Source organism: Streptomyces sp. NPDC050528 (genome assembly GCF_044457795.1).
GTDB lineage: Bacteria > Actinomycetota > Actinomycetes > Streptomycetales > Streptomycetaceae > Streptomyces.
The window spans coordinates 277,943-298,460 of record NZ_JBITHH010000012.1 but is presented as its reverse complement, the minus strand read 5'-3'; the positions used below and the strand labels follow the sequence as shown (position 1 = coordinate 298,460).

At 70.2% G+C, this 20,518-nt stretch carries 19 protein-coding genes, 1 pseudogene and 1 riboswitch; of the genes and pseudogenes, 10 read left to right on the top strand and 10 right to left on the bottom strand.

What is annotated here, in order from left to right; genetic code table 11:
- Positions 1–17: 17 nt before the first annotated feature.
- Together ACIBK4_RS36600 and ACIBK4_RS36595 are read right to left on the bottom strand one after the other, a co-directional pair.
- Complete coding sequence (locus ACIBK4_RS36600) at positions 18–821, bottom strand: SAM-dependent methyltransferase (protein WP_399001928.1); 804 nt, start codon at positions 819–821, stop codon at positions 18–20.
- A gap of 76 nt (positions 822–897) precedes the next feature.
- A complete protein-coding gene (locus tag ACIBK4_RS36595) occupies positions 898–1,734 on the bottom strand; it encodes a universal stress protein (protein ID WP_399001926.1) in 837 nt (278 codons plus the stop codon).
- A 172-nt stretch (positions 1,735–1,906) separates the two neighbouring features.
- Positions 1,907–2,120: riboswitch (cobalamin riboswitch) on the top strand.
- 53 nt (positions 2,121–2,173) lie between these two features.
- Here ACIBK4_RS36595 and ACIBK4_RS36590 point away from each other — a divergent pair.
- Genes ACIBK4_RS36590 through ACIBK4_RS36580 form a run of 3 tightly spaced genes read left to right on the top strand, consistent with a single transcriptional unit; the run spans position 2,174 to position 5,036 of the window.
- Positions 2,174–3,235 carry an ABC transporter substrate-binding protein gene (locus ACIBK4_RS36590; protein ID WP_399001924.1) on the top strand — a complete coding sequence of 354 codons (1,062 nt, stop codon included), beginning with the start codon at positions 2,174–2,176 and terminating at the stop codon, positions 3,233–3,235.
- Entirely contained in the window at positions 3,232–4,245 is a 1,014-nt protein-coding gene (locus ACIBK4_RS36585) for a FecCD family ABC transporter permease (RefSeq protein WP_399001922.1), read from the top strand. Before ACIBK4_RS36590 ends, ACIBK4_RS36585 begins: the two co-directional genes overlap by 4 nt.
- A complete protein-coding gene (locus tag ACIBK4_RS36580) occupies positions 4,242–5,036 on the top strand; it encodes an ABC transporter ATP-binding protein (protein ID WP_399001920.1) in 795 nt (264 codons plus the stop codon). Before ACIBK4_RS36585 ends, ACIBK4_RS36580 begins: the two co-directional genes overlap by 4 nt.
- Positions 5,037–5,075: 39 nt before the next feature.
- On the opposite strand, the gene ACIBK4_RS36575 is transcribed toward ACIBK4_RS36580, so the two are convergent.
- Positions 5,076–6,019, bottom strand: a protein-coding gene (locus tag ACIBK4_RS36575; RefSeq protein WP_399001918.1) for an IS5 family transposase whose coding sequence is annotated in 2 segments (ribosomal slippage) — positions 5,076–5,588 and positions 5,591–6,019 — 942 coding nt in all. Because the reading frame shifts where the segments join, the coding sequence is not laid out codon by codon here.
- Positions 6,020–6,081: 62 nt separating this feature from the next.
- Positions 6,082–6,861: an SDR family NAD(P)-dependent oxidoreductase gene (locus tag ACIBK4_RS36570; RefSeq protein ID WP_399001916.1), complete on the bottom strand. Its 780-nt coding sequence runs from the start codon at positions 6,859–6,861 to the stop codon at positions 6,082–6,084.
- A gap of 140 nt (positions 6,862–7,001) precedes the next feature.
- On the opposite strand from ACIBK4_RS36570, the gene ACIBK4_RS36565 reads away from it, so the two are divergent.
- From ACIBK4_RS36565 to gap, 4 genes are all read left to right on the top strand, one after another.
- The gene (locus tag ACIBK4_RS36565; protein ID WP_033281016.1) at positions 7,002–7,238 is read left to right on the top strand and encodes a hypothetical protein; all 237 of its coding nucleotides are present in this window, start codon (positions 7,002–7,004) and stop codon (positions 7,236–7,238) included.
- A complete protein-coding gene (locus ACIBK4_RS36560; RefSeq protein WP_033281017.1) occupies positions 7,238–7,615 on the top strand; it encodes a hypothetical protein in 378 nt (125 codons plus the stop codon). The genes ACIBK4_RS36565 and ACIBK4_RS36560 overlap by 1 nt, the downstream gene beginning before the upstream one ends.
- Before the next feature lie 48 nt (positions 7,616–7,663).
- The gene (locus ACIBK4_RS36555) at positions 7,664–8,620 is read left to right on the top strand and encodes a GlxA family transcriptional regulator (RefSeq protein WP_399001913.1); all 957 of its coding nucleotides are present in this window, start codon (positions 7,664–7,666) and stop codon (positions 8,618–8,620) included.
- Positions 8,621–8,734: 114 nt separating this feature from the next.
- On the top strand, positions 8,735–9,733 hold the full coding sequence (gene gap / locus ACIBK4_RS36550; RefSeq protein ID WP_399001911.1) for a type I glyceraldehyde-3-phosphate dehydrogenase: 999 nt from the start codon (positions 8,735–8,737) through the stop codon (positions 9,731–9,733).
- Positions 9,734–9,839: 106 nt separating this feature from the next.
- On the opposite strand, the gene ACIBK4_RS36545 is transcribed toward gap, so the two are convergent.
- The 3 genes from ACIBK4_RS36545 to ACIBK4_RS36535 all read right to left on the bottom strand — a co-directional run bounded on the left by ACIBK4_RS36545 (position 9,840) and on the right by ACIBK4_RS36535 (position 12,683).
- Positions 9,840–10,331, bottom strand: coding sequence for a GNAT family N-acetyltransferase (locus ACIBK4_RS36545; protein WP_399001909.1), 492 nt, complete (start codon positions 10,329–10,331; stop codon positions 9,840–9,842).
- Positions 10,332–10,455: 124 nt separating this feature from the next.
- Positions 10,456–12,078: a CocE/NonD family hydrolase gene (locus ACIBK4_RS36540; RefSeq protein WP_399001907.1), complete on the bottom strand. Its 1,623-nt coding sequence runs from the start codon at positions 12,076–12,078 to the stop codon at positions 10,456–10,458.
- Entirely contained in the window at positions 12,075–12,683 is a 609-nt protein-coding gene (locus tag ACIBK4_RS36535; protein WP_399001905.1) for a TetR/AcrR family transcriptional regulator, read from the bottom strand. Before ACIBK4_RS36535 ends, ACIBK4_RS36540 begins: the two co-directional genes overlap by 4 nt.
- A 111-nt stretch (positions 12,684–12,794) precedes the next feature.
- On the opposite strand from ACIBK4_RS36535, the pseudogene ACIBK4_RS36530 reads away from it, so the two are divergent.
- Positions 12,795–13,088, top strand: a pseudogene (locus ACIBK4_RS36530) (ester cyclase); the annotation flags it as partial.
- A 12-nt stretch (positions 13,089–13,100) separates the two neighbouring features.
- On the opposite strand, the gene ACIBK4_RS36525 reads toward ACIBK4_RS36530, so the two are convergent.
- The 3 genes from ACIBK4_RS36525 to ACIBK4_RS36515 all read right to left on the bottom strand — a co-directional run bounded on the left by ACIBK4_RS36525 (position 13,101) and on the right by ACIBK4_RS36515 (position 16,225).
- Positions 13,101–13,757 carry a response regulator gene (locus ACIBK4_RS36525; protein ID WP_399001903.1) on the bottom strand — a complete coding sequence of 219 codons (657 nt, stop codon included), beginning with the start codon at positions 13,755–13,757 and terminating at the stop codon, positions 13,101–13,103.
- 45 nt (positions 13,758–13,802) lie between these two features.
- On the bottom strand, positions 13,803–15,548 hold the full coding sequence (locus tag ACIBK4_RS36520) for a sensor histidine kinase (protein WP_399002198.1): 1,746 nt from the start codon (positions 15,546–15,548) through the stop codon (positions 13,803–13,805).
- 134 nt (positions 15,549–15,682) lie between these two features.
- The gene (locus ACIBK4_RS36515; RefSeq protein ID WP_399001901.1) at positions 15,683–16,225 is read right to left on the bottom strand and encodes a hypothetical protein; all 543 of its coding nucleotides are present in this window, start codon (positions 16,223–16,225) and stop codon (positions 15,683–15,685) included.
- A gap of 224 nt (positions 16,226–16,449) precedes the next feature.
- Here ACIBK4_RS36515 and ACIBK4_RS36510 point away from each other — a divergent pair, with 224 nt between their 5' ends.
- Both ACIBK4_RS36510 and ACIBK4_RS36505 read left to right on the top strand, forming a co-directional pair.
- On the top strand, positions 16,450–19,086 hold the full coding sequence (locus ACIBK4_RS36510) for an alpha-L-rhamnosidase C-terminal domain-containing protein (protein WP_399001899.1): 2,637 nt from the start codon (positions 16,450–16,452) through the stop codon (positions 19,084–19,086).
- Positions 19,087–19,237: 151 nt separating this feature from the next.
- Entirely contained in the window at positions 19,238–20,500 is a 1,263-nt protein-coding gene (locus ACIBK4_RS36505) for an MFS transporter (RefSeq protein ID WP_399001897.1), read from the top strand.
- The last annotated feature ends 18 nt before the right edge of the window (positions 20,501–20,518 follow it).

Here is a 20,518-nt window from a genome sequence, read left to right as displayed (position 1 = left end):
GGTCCGTGAGTTGGGCCTCACGGTTTGCGGGCGACTCCGACGTACAGCGGGATCCGGTCGGCTTGGCCGGGTTGTGCTCCGGGCTCGGGGTGCCAGCCGGCGGCGAAATCGATGCCGGGGGCGACCAGCTCAAGTCCCTCGAAGAAACTGGTGAATTCGGCGCGTGACCGCACTTGGGCGGGTGTACCGCCCTTGCGGTAGACCTCGACGACGCGCTCCCAGGTCTCGGGGTCGAAGTCGCCCGTCGCGTGGGACAGGGCCAGATAGCTCCCGGACGTCAGGGAGTTGAGTAGTTCGCCCACGATGCGACGGGGTTCGTCCTCATCGGCGACCAGGTGCAGCAGGGCCACCAGGGACAGGGCGATGGGCTGCTCGAAGTCCAGCCGCTCCTTGGCCGCCGCGAGGATCTTCTCCGGCTCGCGCACATCGGCCTGGATGTAGGCGGTACTGCCCTCCGGCGTGCTGTGTAGAAGCGCCTCGGCATGCCGGAGGACTATCGGGTCGTTGTCCGCGTAGACCACGCGGGCACGGGGGTTGATCGCCTGGACCACCTGGTGCAGGTTCGGCCGGGTGGGTATTCCGGTGCCGATGTCCAGGAACTGGCTGATGCCCCGCTCCGCCAACAGCCGTGAGGCCCGGTGCATGAAGTCTCGGTTCACCCGCGCCATCTCCTTGACGGCGGGGAACAGGGAGATGACCTTCTCGGCGGCTTCCCAGTCGACGGGGTAGTTGTCCTTGCCGCCGAGGAAGTAGTCGTACATGCGGGCCGACTGGGGTTTGCCGGTGTCCACGTCGTCCGCGCTGAATCCCGCATCCGTCACTTCGGTTCTCCTGTTGCCCAACGGCCTTTGTAGCGAGGTGAGTTCGAGCCCGAGAGTGTAACGGGCGGAGCTGTTCTCAGGTGCGGTGCGGGACCACGGCCACCGGGCACGCGGTGTGTTCCAGTACGGCGTGCAGAGCGGGCCCGAGTGTCCGGCCCGCGCGGCCGATCACCAGCAACTCCGCCGAGGCCGACGCCTGGACCAGGGCGGCCGCCGGACTCTGCAGACGGAGATCCTCGTAGACATCCACGTGCGGATACTTCTCCCGCCAGGGCCGCAGCGCGTCCGAGAAGCGCTGCGTCTCCTGGTCCTCCCAGCGACCCCGGTCCTCCTCCGGCAGCGCGTACGGCATCCAGCGCTCGACGGGCGAGGGCAGCCGCCAGGCGTGGACGACGTGCAGGCCGGTGCCGTGTCGGCGGGCGGTGTCGAAGGCGAACTCGACGACGCTGCTTGGCGGTTCGCGGTCATCGAGGCCCAGCGTCACACCGTACGGCGACCGTCCGCGGCGACTGTATCCGCCCGGCACCAACACAACCGGCCCTTCGGAGCGCTCGGCGACTCCGTGCGCCACGGAACCGAGGGCAAGGCCCGCGAAACCGCCCGAACCCCGCAGCCCGAGGACCGTGCAGTCGGCCTCGGCGGTCAAGGGGAGCAGCGTCGGCACGACCTCTCCGGTGAGGGTGACCACCTCGGCCCGGAGTTCGGAGTGGTCCTTCGCGAGTGACGTGACGAGGGCGTCGGGGGACGGCTCGCGGAAGTAGGGCCAGGTGGTGAGGAGTTGCTCGTCAGGGAGTGTCGAGACGTGTACGACCCGGAGGGGGAGTCCGCGCAACTCGGCTTCCGTCGCCGCCCAGTCGGCCGCTGCGCGACTGTCCGCGGATCCGTCGACACCGACAACGATCGGTTGGGACATGGTCGTTGGACCTCCGTGCGGGCCAGTGGAGGCCTCCACGATCCGCCGTGCGGGGCGTGCCGCACAGGGGTTGGACGGAACCGGAGGAAAATCCAGCGGTACCGGTACAGAGCGGCAGTGGCTCAGGAGCACCTTCGTGCCGTACCCCGCGGCGGGAGCGGACCGCCGATCTTGATACGTTGTGCCCGCCAGTCGTGCCACAACCGAGGCCAGGGAATCCGGTGGAAATCCGGAACTGACGCGCAGCGGTGAGGGGGACGGGCGGGGCACTCGACGCCACTGGGGCGACGCGGGCCGGCCGAAGGAGCCGGTGTGCGACGCGCCGGGAAGGCGCCCCGTCCGGACGAACCCGAGTCCGAAGACCTGCTGGCGCCTTCTCGCCCTCGGCGAGGGGGAGTTCGTAGGCAAGGCTCCGCGTTCGAGCCCCGACAGGCAAGGCATGCCCGTGATCCGTATTGCCCCCGTCCCGCTGCGCCGCCGTACCGCGGCCCTCCTCGTCGCGCCCGCCCTGCTGCTCACCGCGTGCGGGGGTTCCGACGGCGACCGTGCCGACGGCGAGACGGAGAAGTCCGCCGCGGGCTTCCCGGTCACTCTCACCGACTGCGGGCGCAAGGTCACGTTGAAGTCGGCCCCCAAGCGGGTCGTCTCCCTCAACCAGGGCACCACGGAGATCCTGCTCTCCCTCGGCCTCGCCGACCGCATCGCCGGCACCGCCACCTGGACCGACCCGGTGCTCAAGGGCCTGGAGAAGGCCAACGCGGGCGTGCCGCGCCTCGCTGACAACGCGCCCTCCTTCGAGAAGGTCCTCGACGCCGAACCCGACTTCGTCACCGCCTCCTTCGTCTCGACGCTCGGCAAGGGCGGGGTCGCCACCCGCGAACAGTTCGAGAAGCTGGGCGTGCCGACGTACGTCTCCCCGTCCGACTGCGCGGGCAAGGACAACGACAGCGGCGGCGACGGTTCGCGCAGCACCCCGCTCACACTCGACACCGTCTACGGCGAGATAGACGACCTGTCCCGCGCGATGGGCGTGAAGGCGCGCGGCGACACACTCGTGGCCCAACTGAAGCAGCGGGTGCGCGCGGCCACCGCCGGCCTCGACGCCTCCGGCACCTCCCTCATGTACTGGTTCGCCAACTCCCAGTCGCCCTACCTGGCCGGCTGCTGCGGCGCCCCCGGTGCCATCACGCGCGCCGTCGGCGCCGAGAACGCCTTCTCCGACACCCACGACGAGTGGCCCCAGATCAACTGGGAGACCGTCGCCGACCGTGACCCCGATGTCATCGTCCTCGGTGATCTGACCCGCAAGTCGCAGACCGCCGAGACCGCCCAGGCGAAGATCCGCTTCCTGGAGACCAACGCCGCCACCCGCAACCTCACCGCCGTCAAGAAGAAGCGGTACATCCTGCTCAGCGGCCAGGCGATGAACCCCTCCATCCGCACCGTCGAAGGGATCGAGCAGGTCGCCGCCGGCCTGCGCGACTTCGGGCTCGCCAAGTGACCCTCCGCACGCTGCTGTTGACGGGCGGCGGGCTGGTGGCGCTGTTCCTCTCCGTGGCCGTCGCCGTGACCATCGGACCCGCCGATATCTCCACCGCCGACGCATGGGCTTCCGTCGCCTCCCATCTCGGCGGTGACGAGAGCACCCTCGCCCCGCTGCGGGACGGCATCGTCTGGGACCTGCGCATGCCCCGCACGCTGCTCGCCGCCGTCTGCGGCGCCGGGCTCGCGCTGTGCGGCGCGGTCATGCAGTCTCTGCTGCGCAACCCGCTCGCCGATCCGTTCGTGCTCGGCGTCTCCTCCGGGGCGTCCACGGGGGCGGTCGCCGTCGTGGTGCTCGGGGTGGGCGGCGGGGCCGTGTCGTTGTCGGCGGGCGCGTTTGTCGGTGCCCTGCTCTCCTTCGGGCTGGTGATGCTGCTCAGCCACAGCCTCGGCGCGAGCATGGACCGGGTGGTGCTGTCCGGCGTGGCGGCCATGCAACTCTTCTCCGCGCTCACGTCGTTCACGGTGCTGACGTCGGCCGACGCCGAGACGACCAAGGGCGTGCTGTTCTGGCTCCTCGGCTCGTTGTCGGGCGCCGACTGGGGTCAAGTGGCGCTGTGCGCGGGCGCGTTGGCCGCCGTCCTCGTCGTATGCCTCGGCCACGCCACCACGTTGGACGCGTTCGCCTTCGGCGAGGAGGCGGCGGCGGGCCTCGGCGTGAACGTCGCCCGCGCCCGACTGATCCTCCTCTGCGCTACGGCCCTCCTCACCGCCGTGCTGGTCAGCTGCGCCGGGGCGATCGGCTTCGTGGGGCTGGTCCTGCCGCACGTCACCCGGGCGCTGACGGGTTCCGGGCATGTACGACTGCTGCCGGTCACCGCGCTGACCGGGGCCGTTTTCCTGGTGTGGGTGGACACCCTCGCCCGTACCGTCGTCGATCCCCAGGAGGTACCGGTGGGGGTGGTGACGTCACTGATCGGCGTACCGGCGTTCGTAGTTGTGCTGCACCGAGGCCGGAGGAAGACATGAACACCCCCGCGCCGGACACCGGCCTGCACGCGGACCGGGTAGCCCGCCGCACCGACGGCCGACTCATCGTCGACGGCGTCACGCTCGTCCTGCGACCCGGAGAGACCGTCGGCCTCCTCGGCCCCAACGGGTCGGGCAAATCAACCCTGTTGCGCCTACTGGCCGGTGTCCTCCCCACCTCCACCGGAGTCGTCACGCTGGACGGGCGCCCGCTCCCCGAAGTCGGGCGCCGCGCCACCGCCCGCCGTATCGCCACCGTCGAGCAACACGCCCACACCCAGACCGAGTTGACCGTCCGCGAGGTCGTCGCCCTCGGCCGCATCCCGCACCGCCGCGCCTGGTCACCGGCGTCGGCCGACGACGCCCGCGCGGTCACCGAGGCGCTGGAACGCGCCGGCCTCACCGACCGCGCCGCCCAGTCCTGGCACACCCTCTCCGGCGGGGAACGCCAACGCGCCCAGATCGCCCGCGCGTTGGCCCAGGAACCCCGCGAACTCCTCCTCGACGAGCCGACCAACCACCTCGACATCCAGCACCAGTTGGACCTCCTCGACCTGATCGCCGACCTGCCGGTCACCACCGTGATCGCCCTGCACGACCTCAACCTCGCCGCGATGTACTGCGACCGCCTCCTCGTCCTCGACACCGGCCGCACGGTGGCCGAGGGCACCCCGACCGAGGTCCTCACCCCGGCCCTCATCAAGGACGTCTACGGCGTCCGCGCCGAGGTCGGCCACGACCCTGGGCATCCGGTGATCCGTTTTCTGCGGCGGGGGAGCGGGGTGGCGTGAGGGTGGGCTTCAACGTGCGGACGGACAGCCGGTGTTGGGTTAGGTCGTTTCTGATGGCTCTTGGACGGTGTCGCGGAGCCAGATGGTGATCGCGGTGACGGTGAGGGTGCCGTTGAAGATGTAGTCGCGCTTGTCGTATCGGGTGGCCACGGCGCGGAACTGCTTCCACTTGTTCACGCAGCGTTCGACCGCGTTGCGGCGGCGGTACTGGCCTTTGTCGAAGGCCGGGGGCCTGCCTCCGTTGCGTCCGCGGCGTGTGCGGTGGGCCCGTTGGTCGTCGGGCTGCGCGATGGTCGCCTTGATGCCGCGCCGCCGCAGGTAGGCGCGGTTGTCGCGGCTGGAGTACGCCTTGTCGCTGCGCACCCGGTCCGGCCGGCTGCGCGGACGGCCCGCGCCGCGGCGGTGGATGCGCAAGCCGTCCAGGACCGGTGCGAACATCGGGCTGTCGCCCCGCTGGCCAGGGGAGGTCAGCCAGTGCAGCGGGCGGGCACGGTCGTCGGACAGCAGATGGACCTTGCTGGTCAGCCCGCCCCGCGAGCGCCCCAGCGCCTCCCGCCCATCGGCCTCCTCACGGGCCCCGCCCCCTTTTGCGGGTAGTCACCCGGAGGCCTGTGAGGCGCCCCGGCCGCGTGCTGATGCGCCCGGCAGGAGGTCGAGTCGATATTCACGGCCCACTCCTGCCGGTCCGCCTGGCGGGCGAGTGCCCCGTCCGGATCGCCGGCTTCCGCCTCGATCTGCAGCTCCTGAAGGACGGCCTTCCAGGTGCCGTCGGCCGACCAGCGACGATGCCGCTCGTAGACGGTCTGCCAGGGACCGTAGCGTTCCGGAAGATCAGGCCAGGGCACCCCGGTCCGGGCCCGGAACAGCACCCCGTTGATCACCCTGCGGTGATCCGCCCACTGCCCTCCTGGCCTGCCGTTGCCGGGCCGAAGCGGCTCGATCCTCTTCCACTGCGCGTCAGTAAGTTCGTGTCGCCGCACCATACGGGCGTCCTGCCCGGCAACCCACGAGATCCACCAGCCCACCAAGAGCCATCAGAAACGGCCTAGTGCGCGGAGAACCCGCCGTCGACGAACACCGACTGCCCGGTGACATAGGCGGAGGCGCGACTCGCCAGGAAGACCGTCGCGCCCGCGAAGTCCTCGGCAAGTCCGTTGCGGTCGACCAGAGTTCGCGCGGCCAGGGCCGCCACCTTCTCCGGGTCGGACGACAGTCGTTCGTTGAGCGGTGTCATCACGAAACCCGGCACGAGGGTGTTGCAGGTGACGCCGTGCGGCGACCACGCCTCGGCCTGCGAGCGGGCCAAGGATTCCAACGCCCCCTTGGACACGCCGTAGGCGCCGCTCTGCAGGGACGCCCGGTGGGCCTGCTGGGAGGTGATGTGGATGATCCGGCCGAAGCCCCGTTCGGCCATGCCGGGGCCGAAGCGCTGGCCCAGGAGGTAGGGGGCCTCCAGGTTCAGGGCCATCGTGGTGTCCCACACCTCCTCGCTCAACTCGCCCATCGGCGGGCGCAGGTTGATGCCGGCGCTGTTCACGAGGATGTCCGGTTCCCCGAACACCTCCGCTGCCGCTTCCGCCGCCGCCCGGACGCCGTCCCGGGTTCCCAGATCGGCGCGCACCCAGGCCGCCCGGCAGCCCTCCGCCGCCAACTCGTCGACCGTGGCGGTCAGTTCCGGCTCCTTGCGTGCCACTACGACCACTTCGGCCCCCGCCCGCGCGAGCGCCCCGGCGGCGGCGCGGCCGATGCCGGAACTGCCGCCGGTCACGACGGCGACCCGGCCGTCCAGGGAGAACAGTTCGGAGAGGTAGTCGCTGGAGATCATTCCCGCAGCCTAGGCGCCGGGCTCGGGCGGACACCCCGGTACCCCCCTGGGACGCGGGCGGCCGACCCCGCGCGCCCTGCCGTACCGGCACTGACGGCACGCCCCTCGCACCGGCGGCACCAACTAGGTACCATCGCAGCATGCCATCGCTGAATGTGTCCTTCACCGAAGAGGAACTTGAGGGAGTACGCGCGGCCGCCGCGGCCGAGGGGAAGAGCCTCAAGCAGTATCTGCACGACCTCGGCGTCCGCGAGATGCAGCGCGGTCAGTTCGTCGCGGGCGCGTCCGTGTGGGCCGAGCGGCTGCGCGGGGAGTTCGACGACGCCTTCCCCGACGAGGTGCCGCCCGCCGAGCGTGACGGGGCCGCGGCCGCCTGATGCATCTGTACATCGACGTGTCCTGGCTGCTCGACGTCCAGGAGGCTGCCCTCGGCCGCGAGGACATGTCGGTCTCCGACTACTCCGCGCTCGTGGCCGCCGTATCGCGGCACAAGACCAAGCTGCCGACCCTCGCCGCGGCAGATCCGGACGCCGCGTGGCGGGCTGCCGCGCTCATGCACACCATCGTGCGCCTGGAGCCGCTGCCGCACCGCAACAGCCTCTACGCCGCGTTCGTCGCCGCCCAGTACATGGGGCAGTCCGGCGAGGGGATCGATCCGCCCTACGGCGCCCTCTCCGACCTCGTGCGCAAGATCCGTGACACGCGGGTCGGGGTCCTCGCCGTCGCCGACCAGTTGCGCTCCTGGAAGGTCTGACCTGCGGCGGGCCGTCACCGCGATCGGTCACCTGCGTAGGCTGTCCCCGTGTCCACCGCCCGTCTGCGTCGCGTCGCCGTCCTCGTCCTCGAAGGCGCCAAGCCGCTGGACGTCGGCATCCCCGCGCAGGTGTTCACGACGCGGGCGAGCATGCCGTACGAGGTGCGGCTGTGCGGTGCGGCGCCCGGGCTGGTGACCGGCGGTGACGGCCTTTCGTACCACGTTGCCGATGGTCTCGACGCGCTGACCTGGGCCGACATCGTGTTCCTTCCCGGGTACCGCTTTCCGGACCGGGAGGATCCGCCGGCGGCCGTGCGCGACGCGTTGATCGCCGCGCACGGGCGGGGCGCGCGGCTCGCCGCGATCTCGACCGGCGCCTTCGCGCTCGCCGCCACGGGGCTGCTCGACGGCAAACGGGCCACGACGCACTGGCACTACACGCGGGCGCTCGCGGCGAAGTACCCACTCGTGCGGGTGGACGAGAACGTCCTGTTCGTCGACGAGGGCAGTGTCCTGACGTCGGCCGGCGCCGCCTCCGGCATCGACCTGTGCCTGCACATCCTGCGCGGCGACCTGGGAGTGGCCGCCTCCAACCACGCGGCCCGGCGCCTGGTCGCGGCCCCCTACCGCAGCGGCGGTCAGGCGCAGTACGTGCCGCGCAGTGTGCCCGAGCCGCTCGGTGAACGGTTCGCCGCCACCCGCGAGTGGGCGCTGCACCGGCTCGGCGAGCCCCTCACCCTGGAGACGCTCGCCCGGCAGGCAGCCGTCTCACCGCGCACTTTTTCGCGGCGCTTCGTCGACGAGACCGGCTACACGCCGATGCAGTGGGTCATGCGCGCCCGCATCGACATGGCCCGCGAACTGCTCGAACGGTCCGAGCGCAGCGTCGAGCAGATCGCCGCCGACGTCGGTCTCGGCACCGGCGCGAACCTCCGGCTGCACTTCCACCGTCTCCTCGGTACGACGCCGAGCGAATACCGGCGCACCTTCGCCCAGGGCGAGTAGCCCCGGGGCCGGTCCGCCCGCTGTGGCGGGATCCTTTTGAACCATGGCGATCGCGCCACTGTCCGCGCCGTATGCCACGAGCGAGCCTGGTGGCATACCGAAGGGACATCACTCATGACTCGCATTGCCATCAACGGATTCGGCCGCATCGGACGCAATGTGCTGCGCGCCCTGCTCGAACGCGACAGCACCTTGGAGGTCGTCGCCGTCAACGACCTGACGGAGCCCGCGACGCTCGCGCGGCTGCTCGCCTTCGACACGACGTCCGGCCGGCTCGGCCGCCCGGTGACCGTCGACGGGGACACCCTCGTCGTCGACAGCCGGCGCATCAAGGTCCTCGCCGAGCGCGAACCGGCGGACCTGCCGTGGGCCGAGCTCGGTGTGGACCTCGTGCTGGAGGCCACGGGCCGTTTCACCTCCGCCAAGGCCGCCCGCGCCCACCTCGACGCGGGCGCGCGGAAGGTCCTCGTCAGCGCGCCCTCCGACGGCGCCGACGTCACCCTCGCGTACGGGGTGAACACCGACGCCTACGACCCGGCCACGCACACGATCGTCTCCAACGCCTCCTGCACGACCAACGCGCTGGCACCCCTCGCCGCGGTGCTCGACGAACTCGCCGGTATCGAGCACGGGTTCATGACGACAGTGCACGCCTACACGCAGGAGCAGAACCTCCAGGACGGGCCGCACCGCGACCCCCGGCGCGCCCGGGCCGCCGCGGTCAACATCGTGCCGACCACGACGGGCGCCGCCAAGGCGATCGGTCACGTACTGCCCAACCTGGACGGCAAGTTGTCGGGCGACTCGATCCGCGTGCCCGTACCGGTGGGCTCGATCGTCGAACTCAACACCACCGTCTCCCGCGACGTGACCCGCGAGGACGTGCTCGCCGCCTACCGCACCGCGGCCGAGGGCCCCCTTGCCGGCGTCCTCGAATACTCCGACGACGCGCTCGTCTCCGCCGACATCGTCGGCAACCCGGCGTCGTCGATCTTCGACTCCGCCCTCACCCGCGTCGACGGCCGCCATGTGAAGGTCGTCGCCTGGTACGACAACGAGTGGGGTTTCTCGAACCGGGTGATCGACACGCTCGAACTCCTCGCCGCGGGCTGACCGGGCGAGCCGTGGGCATCGTTCCCCGCCGAGCCCGTCACCTTGGGCTCGGCGGGGAGAGGTCTGCGGTGCCGCTTCTTGCCCTGGTGGGGTGATCGCTCTCCGCTCAGACGTCGCGCTGGTACCAAGTGCCTTGCTTGCCGCCGATGTCGGACGGGTCGGCGGGGCCGACCGGGGTGAAACCGGCCTTGGTCAGCACCTTTTGGGAGGCGATGTTCTCGTGGGAGGTGGCCGCTCTGATCGTGTGCAGGCCGTGTCGTGAGGCCGCGAGTCGGCAGAGTTCCTGGACGGCCGCGGTGGCCACACCGCGACCCGTTGCGTGTTGCGCGACCCGATAGCCGAGTGTGGCGCTGTGCTCCTCGGTTATGTCGATCAGGTTGAACCTGCCCAGGACCGAGCCGTCCTCGTCGACGAGCACGTAGAAGGCGCAGACGCCCCCCTTCTGCTCGGCCAGCAGGGCGTCGTGCCGCGCGGTGAACTCCTCGAAGTAGGCGTCACCGCGGTCGGAGATCGTGGCGGTGAAGTAGGCGCGGTTCGCCATCTCGAAGGCCAGGACCGCCGGGGCGTGGTCGGCGCGGAGTGGCTGCAGTTCGGGCATGTTCCTTACCTGTTCGGGGAGTTGATGACCTTCCGACGAGGAACCAGGTGCCGTCCGGGTCCCAGGTCTCGGGCACGCCCATGTCGGCGAGGTCCTGAGTATGCCAACAGCCCACCAGGCTCGGTCAGTTCGGTCGCCCGATCGGCAGGATCACCGCGGACGGGTGAGCCGGGGTGTGGAGCACCTGTTGGTCGGCGGCGCGGAGCGTGGTGGCCGTTGCCCGGGGTTCGCCGGTGCCGAGGTTGCGGTTGTAGCGGGGGAAGGCGCCGCTGGAGATCTGGACCCGGATGCGGTGACCGCGCTCGAAGTGGTGGGCCGTCGGCCAGAGTTGAACCCTCGCGCAGGTCGTGTTGTCGGCGCCGGTGAGGCCGACCAGACCGTCGCAGACGTTCGTCGACTTCCCCTTCTCGTCCACGTCACAGAGACGGACGAACACATCGGCGTACGGCAGGCTGGAGCGGAACCAAATCTCGGCGCTCACCTCGCCGATGACCTCGACGCCCTTGTCCAGCACGGGAGTTGTGTAGGTGAGGACGTCCGCGCGGGATTCCAGCGCGGTGTTGTCGACGCGGCCCGACTTCACGCCGACGGCCATGCGGACGCCGCCGACGGCAGGGGTGGGGTCGGCCGGGTCGTAGCGGTAGGTGTCCGGGGCGGACTCGGGCGGCGGGTCGGCGGACAGGGCGCCGGCGGGGTGGAGATGGAGGCGCTGTGGGGCGTAGCCCGGCGGGGGCCAGGACGGGACGTCGCGCCAGGTCTCCGCGCCCGTCACGAACAGGCGCACCGGGGCTCGGTCGGACGGCCTCTCGCCGCGGGCGTGGGCCAGACCGAAGTCGAGGGCCTCGGCGGTCGCCGTGACGCCGACGCCCATGGAGATGTGCGCCCACGGCCCGACGGTGAGCCGCGCCTCCCGTCCCGCCCCCTGCAGCGCCTGGAAGTCGCGGAGTTGGCCGGGCAGGAAGATGTCGTACCAGCCGCCGACCGTGCTGACCGGCACGGTGAGGTCGGCGACCCGGGAGCTGTGGTCGAGGACGGACCAGAACGGTGAGTCGGCGTCGTGGTCGAGGGTGTTCTGGAAGTAGTCGGAGCGGCGGCCGATGGCGGCGGTGTCGGCCTCGTTCAGCGGCAGCGTGTACCACGCGCGCCGTTCCCTCCGGATCCGCAGCGCCTGGCGGAGCATCGCGCCTCGCCGTTCCTGGCCCGCGACCTGGAGGCCCCAGCCGAGGGTCGCCTCCAGGTTGAACGACTCCTCGCGGAGGAACTCCAGCGTGAACGCGGATTCGGAGACCGAGGGGATCAACGCTTTGACCTGCGGCGGAAGTTGACCGGCCATCGCCCACTGGGCGAACCCCAGGTAGCTGCCGCCGTAGAGCACGACCGCCTCGCCGCACCAGGGCTGTTCGACGAGCCACTCCAGAGTGTCGAGACCGTCCTCGCGTTCGCGGCGCAGCGGGTCGAAGGTGCCGCCGGAGCCGAAGGTGCCGCGGGTGCTCTGGATCAGCACCTGGAATCCGCGTTCCGCCAGTGGCCTGGCCAGTTGCGAGGCGATCAGGCCCGTCCTGCCGTACGGGATGCGGATGAGAGCGGTCGGCAGGTCGGCTGAGCCGGATCTCGGGGTCCAGCGGTCGGCGAGAAGGACGGCTCCGTCGCGCATCGGCACCCGTAGATCGGGCTCGACGGTGAGGTCTCTGGTCGCGGGCGGGGGCAGGTGCAGCAGGCGCTGGACGAGATGACTGCGGAGGTTCATCGGGCGTGGTCTCCGTCTGCCGGGCCGTGGCGGCCGGCGGTGAGGGTGGACGCGAGGCGGAGCAGACGGTTCGTGAGTTCCTCGGGGTCGAGGGGGTGCGTGCCGTCGATCACCCAGTTGTTGACGAGGGTGGCCGCGCCGCCCGCGATGAACTCCGACAGGTCGTCCGCCGTCGGCCGGTCCAGCTCGCCGAACAGCGTCCGGACGGCGGGCCTGTTGAGGGAGCCGAAGAGTTTGTTCAGCGTGCTCGTCATGGCGAAGGCGCAGGAGCCGGTCAGCATCGGGCGGTAGAAGGCGCGGTGTGCCGCGAAGTGCCGGGCCAGCGCCGCCACCCCCTCGGAGGTGTCGTCACCGTCGCCGACCCGGGGGAGCAGATCCCGTCTCACCAGATCGATCGCGGCCTCCGTCAGCAGGGTGTCGCGGTCGCCGAACTGCAGATAGACGAGTCGGCGGCTGACGTCCGCCGCCTCGGCGAGATCGGTGACCGGGATGTCCGTGGTACCGCGCTCGGACACGAGGCGCACCGCCGCCGCCATCAGGGCCGCGCGGGAGCGCCGGACCCTTCTGTCCTGGGTGCCGGATTCCTGGATCGGTTCGAGCTGCATGCGGCCACGTTATACAGATGGGAATAACTGCACAAGTGTGCATTTACTTCGGATCAGCCAATCCCGATCACCGAGCCCTCCGGCCGATAACCTCGGCCCCCGCAGCCGGGCCGTACCCCCGACAAAGCGGGTGCCCTGGAGCTGTACAAGGTGCTGCAGGCCGCGTTCCCCGACTTCCACGCGGTGATCCACTGGCAGGCGGCCGAGGACAACCTCGTGACCACGTACAAGACCTACCACGGCACGCACGAGGGCGAGTTCTTCGGAATCGCCCCCACCGGCAGGGCGATCGAGTTCGAGACCGTCGACGCGATGCGCGTGGTCGGCGGGAGGATCACCGAACACTGGGGCGTCGCCAACCTCTACTCCCTCATGGAGCAGTTGGGAGCCGGGCCCGGCGGCTGACGCGCCCGCGGATCAGCTCGGACCCAACCCCGCGTCCCGTGCCAACAGCGCCGCCTGCACCCGGTTCTCGCACCGCAGCTTTGTCAGGATCCGGCTGACGTACGTCTTCACCGTCGCCTCGCTCACATGGATCCGCTCGCCCGCGTCGGCGTTCGACAGGCCCTCGCCGAGCAGCGCGAGCACTTCGAGTTCCCGCGTGCTGAGTGACTCCAGGCGCCGGCGCGCCTCTTCGCCCCGAGCCGCCGCCCGGCCCGAGGCGAGTTGGTCGACCACGTGACGCGTGGCGGCCGGTGACAGATACGCGTCCCCGGCCGCGGCCGCCCGTACCGCCTGGATCAGTTCGGCCGGCGCCGAGTCCTTCAGCAGGAACCCGGCGCCTCCCTGGCTCAGCGCCCGCAGGACGTTCTCCCGCTCGCCGAACGTCGTCAGGATCAGCGGACGCACGGCCGGTGCCACCCGCCGCAGCTCCGCCAGTGCGGACAGGCCGTCCAGCACGGGCATCTGGATGTCGAGCAGGGCCACGTCGACGGCATGGGCGCGGACCAGATCGACCGCCTCACGGCCGTTGGCCGCCTCCGCCGCGACATCGATGTCGTCGGCGGAGGTGAGAATCATCCTGATGCCCGCCCGGATGAGGGGTTCGTCATCCGCGACGAGGACTCTGATCACGACTCTCCTGCGGGACGTGCGACGGGGACAACGTGCGGCCCAAGACTACGACTTGGTCACGAAGGTCCGCTTCTCGATCAGTTTGCCGTCCTTGAAGCAGAAGCGGAAGGCGGGCATGTGCCCGCCGTCGGCCGGCCAGTCCTTCTTGGAGAGATACGACGAGCAGTTCGCCCCCCGCGGCTTCGCGGGCGCCTGGTCGTTCAGGGCCGGGCCCAGGTACGCCTTTCCGTGCGGCAATTTGTCCCGTACGGCCTTCTCGGAATCCCCGACCTTCACCGACTCGTAGACCTTCGGATCGAGCATGATCTTGTCGCCCTCCTTCCCCACCAGGTTGACGATCAGCACGACGGCGAGCACCCCGAGCACCAGGAAGGCCAGCACCGCGCTGCCGCATCCGATCATGAAGCCCTTCTTCTTGCGTCCCATGGCGATGTCGAACTCCTTCTGCCTGTCCGGCGCACCGGACCAGTCGATGTCCGCACCACCGTCGCCGGGACCCGCCCCCTCGCTCTGCCCCCGGAAGTCGTTCGCCGCAGCGACGAAGGTCGCTCCGTCGGACCCCGGGTCCACCGGCCGCCGGCCGCTCTCCGAGGCGCGCGGCGACCCGGGGCCGTAGGGCAGCACGCCCGCGACACGGAACCCGCCGTCCGCCCCGGGCCCCGCGTGCACCATGCCGCCGACCAGCCGGGCCCGTTCCTGCAACCCCGTCAGCCCCTGCCCGCCGCTCACCACGGTCCGTCGTACGGCCGAAGTCAGCGCGGGTATCGGCCCGTTGGCGATCTCGACGACCAAGGAGTCCGGCTCGTAACGGAGTTCGACGGCGATCGCCGCACCCTGCGCGTGCTTCAGGGCGTTGGTCAGCGCCTCCTGCACGATCCGGAACGCCGCGTGATCGGCCGCGGGAGCCAGCGGACGTGGCCGGCCCGTACGCCGCAGCGCTACGACAGTCCCCGCGCCCCGGGATGCCTCCACCAGGCCGTCGATCCCCGCCACACCCCGGGCCTGGGGCTCCAACTCGCCCTCGGTGTCGCGCAGTTGATCGGGGGTGCCGTCGCGCAGGATGCCGACCGCCTCGCGCAGTTCGTGCATCGCGGACACGGACGCCTCCCGCAGGACGCCGACCACCTCCCGTTGCCCGCCCGTCAGTTCGCGGTCGACCTCCAACGCGCCCGTGTGCACGGCGATCAGCGCCAGTTGGTGGCCGAGGCTGTCGTGCATGTCCTGCGCTATGCGCTGGCGTTCGCGCAGGCGTGAGTGGGACGCGATCATCTCGCGCTCACGCAGGAGTTGGGCGTTGTGCTCGTGCAACGCCCGCAGCAGCGTGCGGCGTTGGGCACGGTTGCGACTGGCCAGGCCGGGCACGACCCCCGTCGCCAGGAACGCGAGCGTGGTGAACACCAGCGTCTGTGCGGCGGACAACGGCTGCGACGGACTCGGGACGGACAGCCCGACGTAGACGACGTAGGTGGCCGTGAAGAACGCGAGCGCCCGACGCGGTGCCTCGATCCGCGCGCCCGCCGACCAGCTCACCACGATCAGCACGAGGCCGAGACCACCGAGCACACCGGAGATCGCGCCGGTGGCGAGCAGGGTGCCGGCGGGGAACGCCCGCCGCAGCAGGGTGAGCACCGCGGCGACGATCCCGACGGTGACCATCCGCAGAGCGCCCTCGCTCACCTGGGTCATGGCCATGGCCAGGGCCAGGACGACGGCCAGCACCGTCTCGCCGACGATCTGCCGCCGGGACCACATACCTGCCGCGCCCAGCCGGCTCCGGACATCGAGGGCCATCGTCTTCGCGTTCACGCGCCAACGGTATGCAGCAATGCCCGCGCGCACAGCATCCGTTCGTCGCATCCACGAACGACCAAAGTCGTACGGTCGCCGTCCCGCGCGGGCTCGTCCCCGCACTGTTCCCTCGCCCGTCAGCCGCCGTTCTTGAAGGACTTGACCTGGCACTGGACCTTGTACTTGTCGTAGTTGGGCAGACTCATGCTGTCCCCGCTGACCATGGCCCAATTCCCGTCGGAGACAACGCTCTTGATGTCGTGGCTGTTCATGCACCGCACCATGGCGCGTACGCCGTCGCTGTAGCGCGGGTTCTTCGCCGGGTCCATCTCCACCGGCTGCAGCGGGTACTTCGCGTCGCAGGCCTTGAGCGCGGGGCTGTTGACCCGAGCCTTCCGGCCCTTCGGCACTCCATGTTCGGTCAGGCAGTGTGTCCAGGCGTCCCAGAGCCTGTTGACGTCTTCCTGGCTGTCGTCGAGCCGGATCCGGACATGCCCGGCGTCGGGGTCGGCGGTGGTCGCGGCACGCACGGAGGGGGTGTCGAGGGAGGCGACCCCTTCGTCATGGGTGCCGCCACCGCCACCACAGGCCGCGAGCAGCACGAGCGTCGCGCCCGAGGCGACGACGGTCAGCAGGGGAGCGGTGACGCCGCGCCGGAGGGAAGGGAGGGAGGAGGACATGCCGTCAACGTGCCGTCCACGTATGAAGATCCTGTCAGCGTCCGATGAGCGACCGATCAGGGTCCTGTCCGGTCCTCCGCCCGCCGCGCGGCACCTCATTCCGGACGGAACGCCTCGGGAATTACTTCTGTCCCACCGCTGTACGGGCATCCGGTGTTCGAGATAGCGTCACCACGCAGCTGCCGAGTGAAACGATTCAATCCACCGCCGCTCAAGGGGACCGCATGGCGTCGAACAGCACACCGGACAAAGGCATTTCCCGTCGCACAGCTCTGGCAGCGGCGAGCACCGTCGGACTCACCGCGGTGTCCCTCTCCACCGGACTCCCCTCGGCGGAGGCGCTCCCCGCAGCGGATGCCTCCGCTTCCCTCGCCGGCAACTCCTCGCGCCGCTCGGGCAGTTGGCACCGCTACGTGCAGGGCCCGTCCTCGCGCACGGTCCGCCCGGTGCGGATCACCACGTCGACCGGAGACGTGAAGAACCCCGACGCGCTGCTCAAGCCCGGCGGAGCCAGATCCGTCCTGCGGCGCCCGCAGCCCGCGGCCGCGCCGGCCTGGCCTGCCGGCACCACCGCCGAGGCCTCCTCGGCCCACGCGGGCAACAACGGCAACGACGGCCAGCCGCGCACCTACGACGCCACCAACGCGATCGACGGAAACCCGGACACGTTCTGGAACGACGACACCCTGGGCGTCTTCCCCGACGTCCTGACCATCACCGCGCCGCAGGTCACGTCCTTGCAGGGCATCACGGTGATCTCCAACAGCGACGGCGTGCCGACCGACTACACCGTCGACGTGTGGACCGACGGCGACTGGCACACGGCCGCCACGGTCACCGGCAACGACGCGGTGCAGAAGGCCGTTCCGTTCACGGAGAAGATCAGCACCGACCGCGTCCGCATCACGGTGACCCACGCGCAGGACACCTCGCACGGCAACTTCACCCGGATCAACGAGGTCTGGCCCGCACCGGTCGAGCCGATCCCCATACCGACCGTCACCGTGGACTTCGGCAAGGTCGTGGTCGGATACCCGCAGATCAAGTTCACCTCGGCCTCCACCAACTCCCCAGGCGTACGCGTCGCGTTCTCGGAGACCCGCCAATTCCTCACCGACCGCTCGGACTTCACCCGCGCCGACCAGGCGGGCGGCGCCGGAGGGGGCACCGACCAGTTCGCCGTACCCGCGAAGGGTGCCAACTGGACCGACCACAAAGGCTTCCAGGCCGGCGACAAGGTCTTCGCGGACGGCCTGCACGGATTCCGCTACCTCAAGATCAGCCTCGACGCGCTCGCCTCGGACAGCCCCGCGGCCCAGCCCTGGGGCACGGTCGAAATCGACTCCGTGGCCCTCCAGTTCACCGCGTACGTGGGTACGCCGAGCACCTACCGGGGCTGGTTCCTGTGCTCCGACGACGAGTTGAATCGTTACTGGTACGGCGCCGCCTACACCAACGAACTCGTCACCGACACCTTCCGCCAGGACGACGTCGACCCCCGCAACGCGTGGAGTGCCACGCTGGAGGGGAAGTTGGTCCTCCAGGACGGCGCCAAGCGCGACCGCGACCCGTACGTCGGCGACCTCGCCGTCTCCGCGCGCACCCTCTACCTCACCCACGACGACGCAGCGGCGGCCGCCCGCAACGTCCTGGCCGACCTCGCCGACCACCAACGCGCCGACGGCTGGATCCCGCCCGCGTCCATCGGCAACTACACCCTCCCGCTCTTCGACTACCCGCTGTACTGGGTCACGTGCAGCTGGGACTACGTCCTCCACACCGGGGACCGGCAGTACGCCACGCGCTACTACCCCAACCTGCTGAAGGTGCTGGATACTTGGTACCCGAGCGTCACGGACGACGCCGGCCTGCTGAGCAAGGGCCTCAACGGCACCGGCGGTTACGGCGACTACGCCTTCCTGGGCCGCACGGGCCGCGTCACCTACTACAACGCGCTCTACGTCCAAGCCCTCCGGAACGCGGCCCAGTTGGCCGCCCTGCTCGGGCAGAAGGCCGACGCCGCGCGCTGGAGCACACGGGCCGACAACGTTGCCCAGGCCGTCAACTCCCTTCTGTGGGACGCCGATGCCGGCGCCTACCTGGACTCCTCGACGGGCGCGGTACGGCACGCCCAGGACGGAAACTCCCTCGCCGTCGTCACCGGCATCGCCGACGCGGCCCGCGCCACCTCGGCCCTCGCGCATCTCGACGCGACGACGCAACGGCCGTACGGGAACGCCTTCATGGACAACGACACGCTCTTCGACCAGGCGTCGCAGCGGGTCTACGCCTTCACCTCGTACCCGGAGATAGAGGCGCGTTTCCTCAGTGGTCGGGCCGAGTCCGCGTTGGACCAGATCCGGCGTATGTACGGCTGGATGGACAAGAACGACCCCGGCATCACCCACTGGGAGGGCATCGGCCCCAACGGTTCGCTGTACGAGGACGCCTACACGAGCATGGCCCACGGCTGGTCCACCGGTGTCCTGCCGGCGCTGACCAACAACCTGCTCGGCGCCCGCCCGATCTCACCCGGGTTCGCCACCTGGGAGGTACGCCCGCAGCCCGCCGGCGTCGACTGGGCGACGGGTCAACTCCCCACCCCGCACGGCCCGTTGGGCGTCGAGTGGGAGAACAGCGCACGTGTCTTCCGGCTCACCGTTCATGTGCCCCGGCACACCCAGGGCTCGGTCGTTCTCCCCGGTGACGCGCGGGGTCTGCGCGTGAGCGTCGGTGGGCGGACGCTGTGGGACGGGCGGCGGGCGTCCAGCCGTGACGTCACCGTCGTCGACGGAACGGTCACCGTGTCGAACCTGGGCCCGGGCGACCACAGTTTCGTCAGCGAGCGGCGCGGCAACTGACTTTGTCCGCTTGACGCCGTGACGCGTTCGCTTTGCGCAAGCGCGTCACGGCGTTCCCTTTGGCTAATTGTGGCGGGTGTTTTGCCGGTCCTTGCGTTGTCCGCTGCACCACACCGACCTACCCTGACCTGCGGACCAAGGGAGGGTCGGGATGCTGAACACCGTCCGGGAACAGGCCGCGGGACTCACCAAGGACCAGCGCAACGCCTTCGTCGCCGCCTACTTGGGCTGGGCGATGGACGCCTTCGACTACTTCCTCGTCGTACTCGTCTACAGCGAGATCGCCGACGACTTCAACGTCTCCCTCACCGACATGGCCTTCCTCACCACGGCCACCCTGGTGATGCGACCGGTCGGCGCCCTCCTCTTCGGCCTGTGGGCGGACCGCAAGGGCCGTCGCACCCCGCTCATGGTCGACGTGGCCTTCTACTCGGTCATCGGCTTCGCCTGCGCCTTCGCCCCGAACTACGCCGTGCTGCTGGTACTTCGTCTGCTGTACGGCATCGGCATGGGCGGCGAGTGGGGCCTGGGCGCGGCGCTCGCCATGGAGAAGATCCCGGCCGAGCGGCGCGGCTTCTGGTCGGGCCTGCTGCAGAGCGGCTACTCGCTCGGCTATCTGCTCGCCGCGGTGGCGTTCTTCGTCATCGAACCCGCCTTCGGCTGGCGGGGGTTGTTCGCCTTCAGCCTGGTGCCCGCCCTGGTCTCGCTGTGGGTGCGCGCCCGGGTGGAGGAGAGCGAGGTGTGGGAGAAGAGCGTCAAGCTCAACCGCACGCCCGCCTATCAGGTGTTCAAGAACCCCGCTGTCCTACGGCGGTTCGTGTATCTGGTCGCGCTGATGACCGCCTTCAACTGGATGTCGCACGGCACCCAGGACATCTACCCGACCTTCGTCAAGAAGGGCCTGGGCCTGTCCCCGGACACCGCGATCGCCATCGCCGTGGTCTACAACATCGGCGCCATCATCGGCGGGATGGTCCTCGGGGCCTACTCCGAACGGCTCGGACGCCGTCGCACGATCATGATCGCGGCGGCGGCGGGCCTGGTCGTGGTTCCGTTCTTCGTCCTGTCCACCGCCGTGGGCTGGTTGATGCTCTCGTCCTTCCTGATGCAGCTGTGCGTCCAGGGCGCCTGGGGCGTCATCCCCGCGCACCTCACCGAGATGAGCCCGGACACGATCCGGGGCTTCTATCCCGGCGTGACCTACCAACTGGGCAACCTGATCGCGGCCCTCAACCTGCCGATCCAGGAGGCCATCGCCGAGCACCACGGCTATCCGACGGCGATGGCGTGGACCGTAACTCCCGCTCTGGTCCTGGTGATTGTGCTGAGCGCGGTGGGCAAGGAGGCCAAGGGAATCAGGTTCGGCAGCACGGGGACGCAGACGCCGAGCCCTGCGGCGGCGGATCCGGTGTAGCGCCGGCGGCGCGTGCGG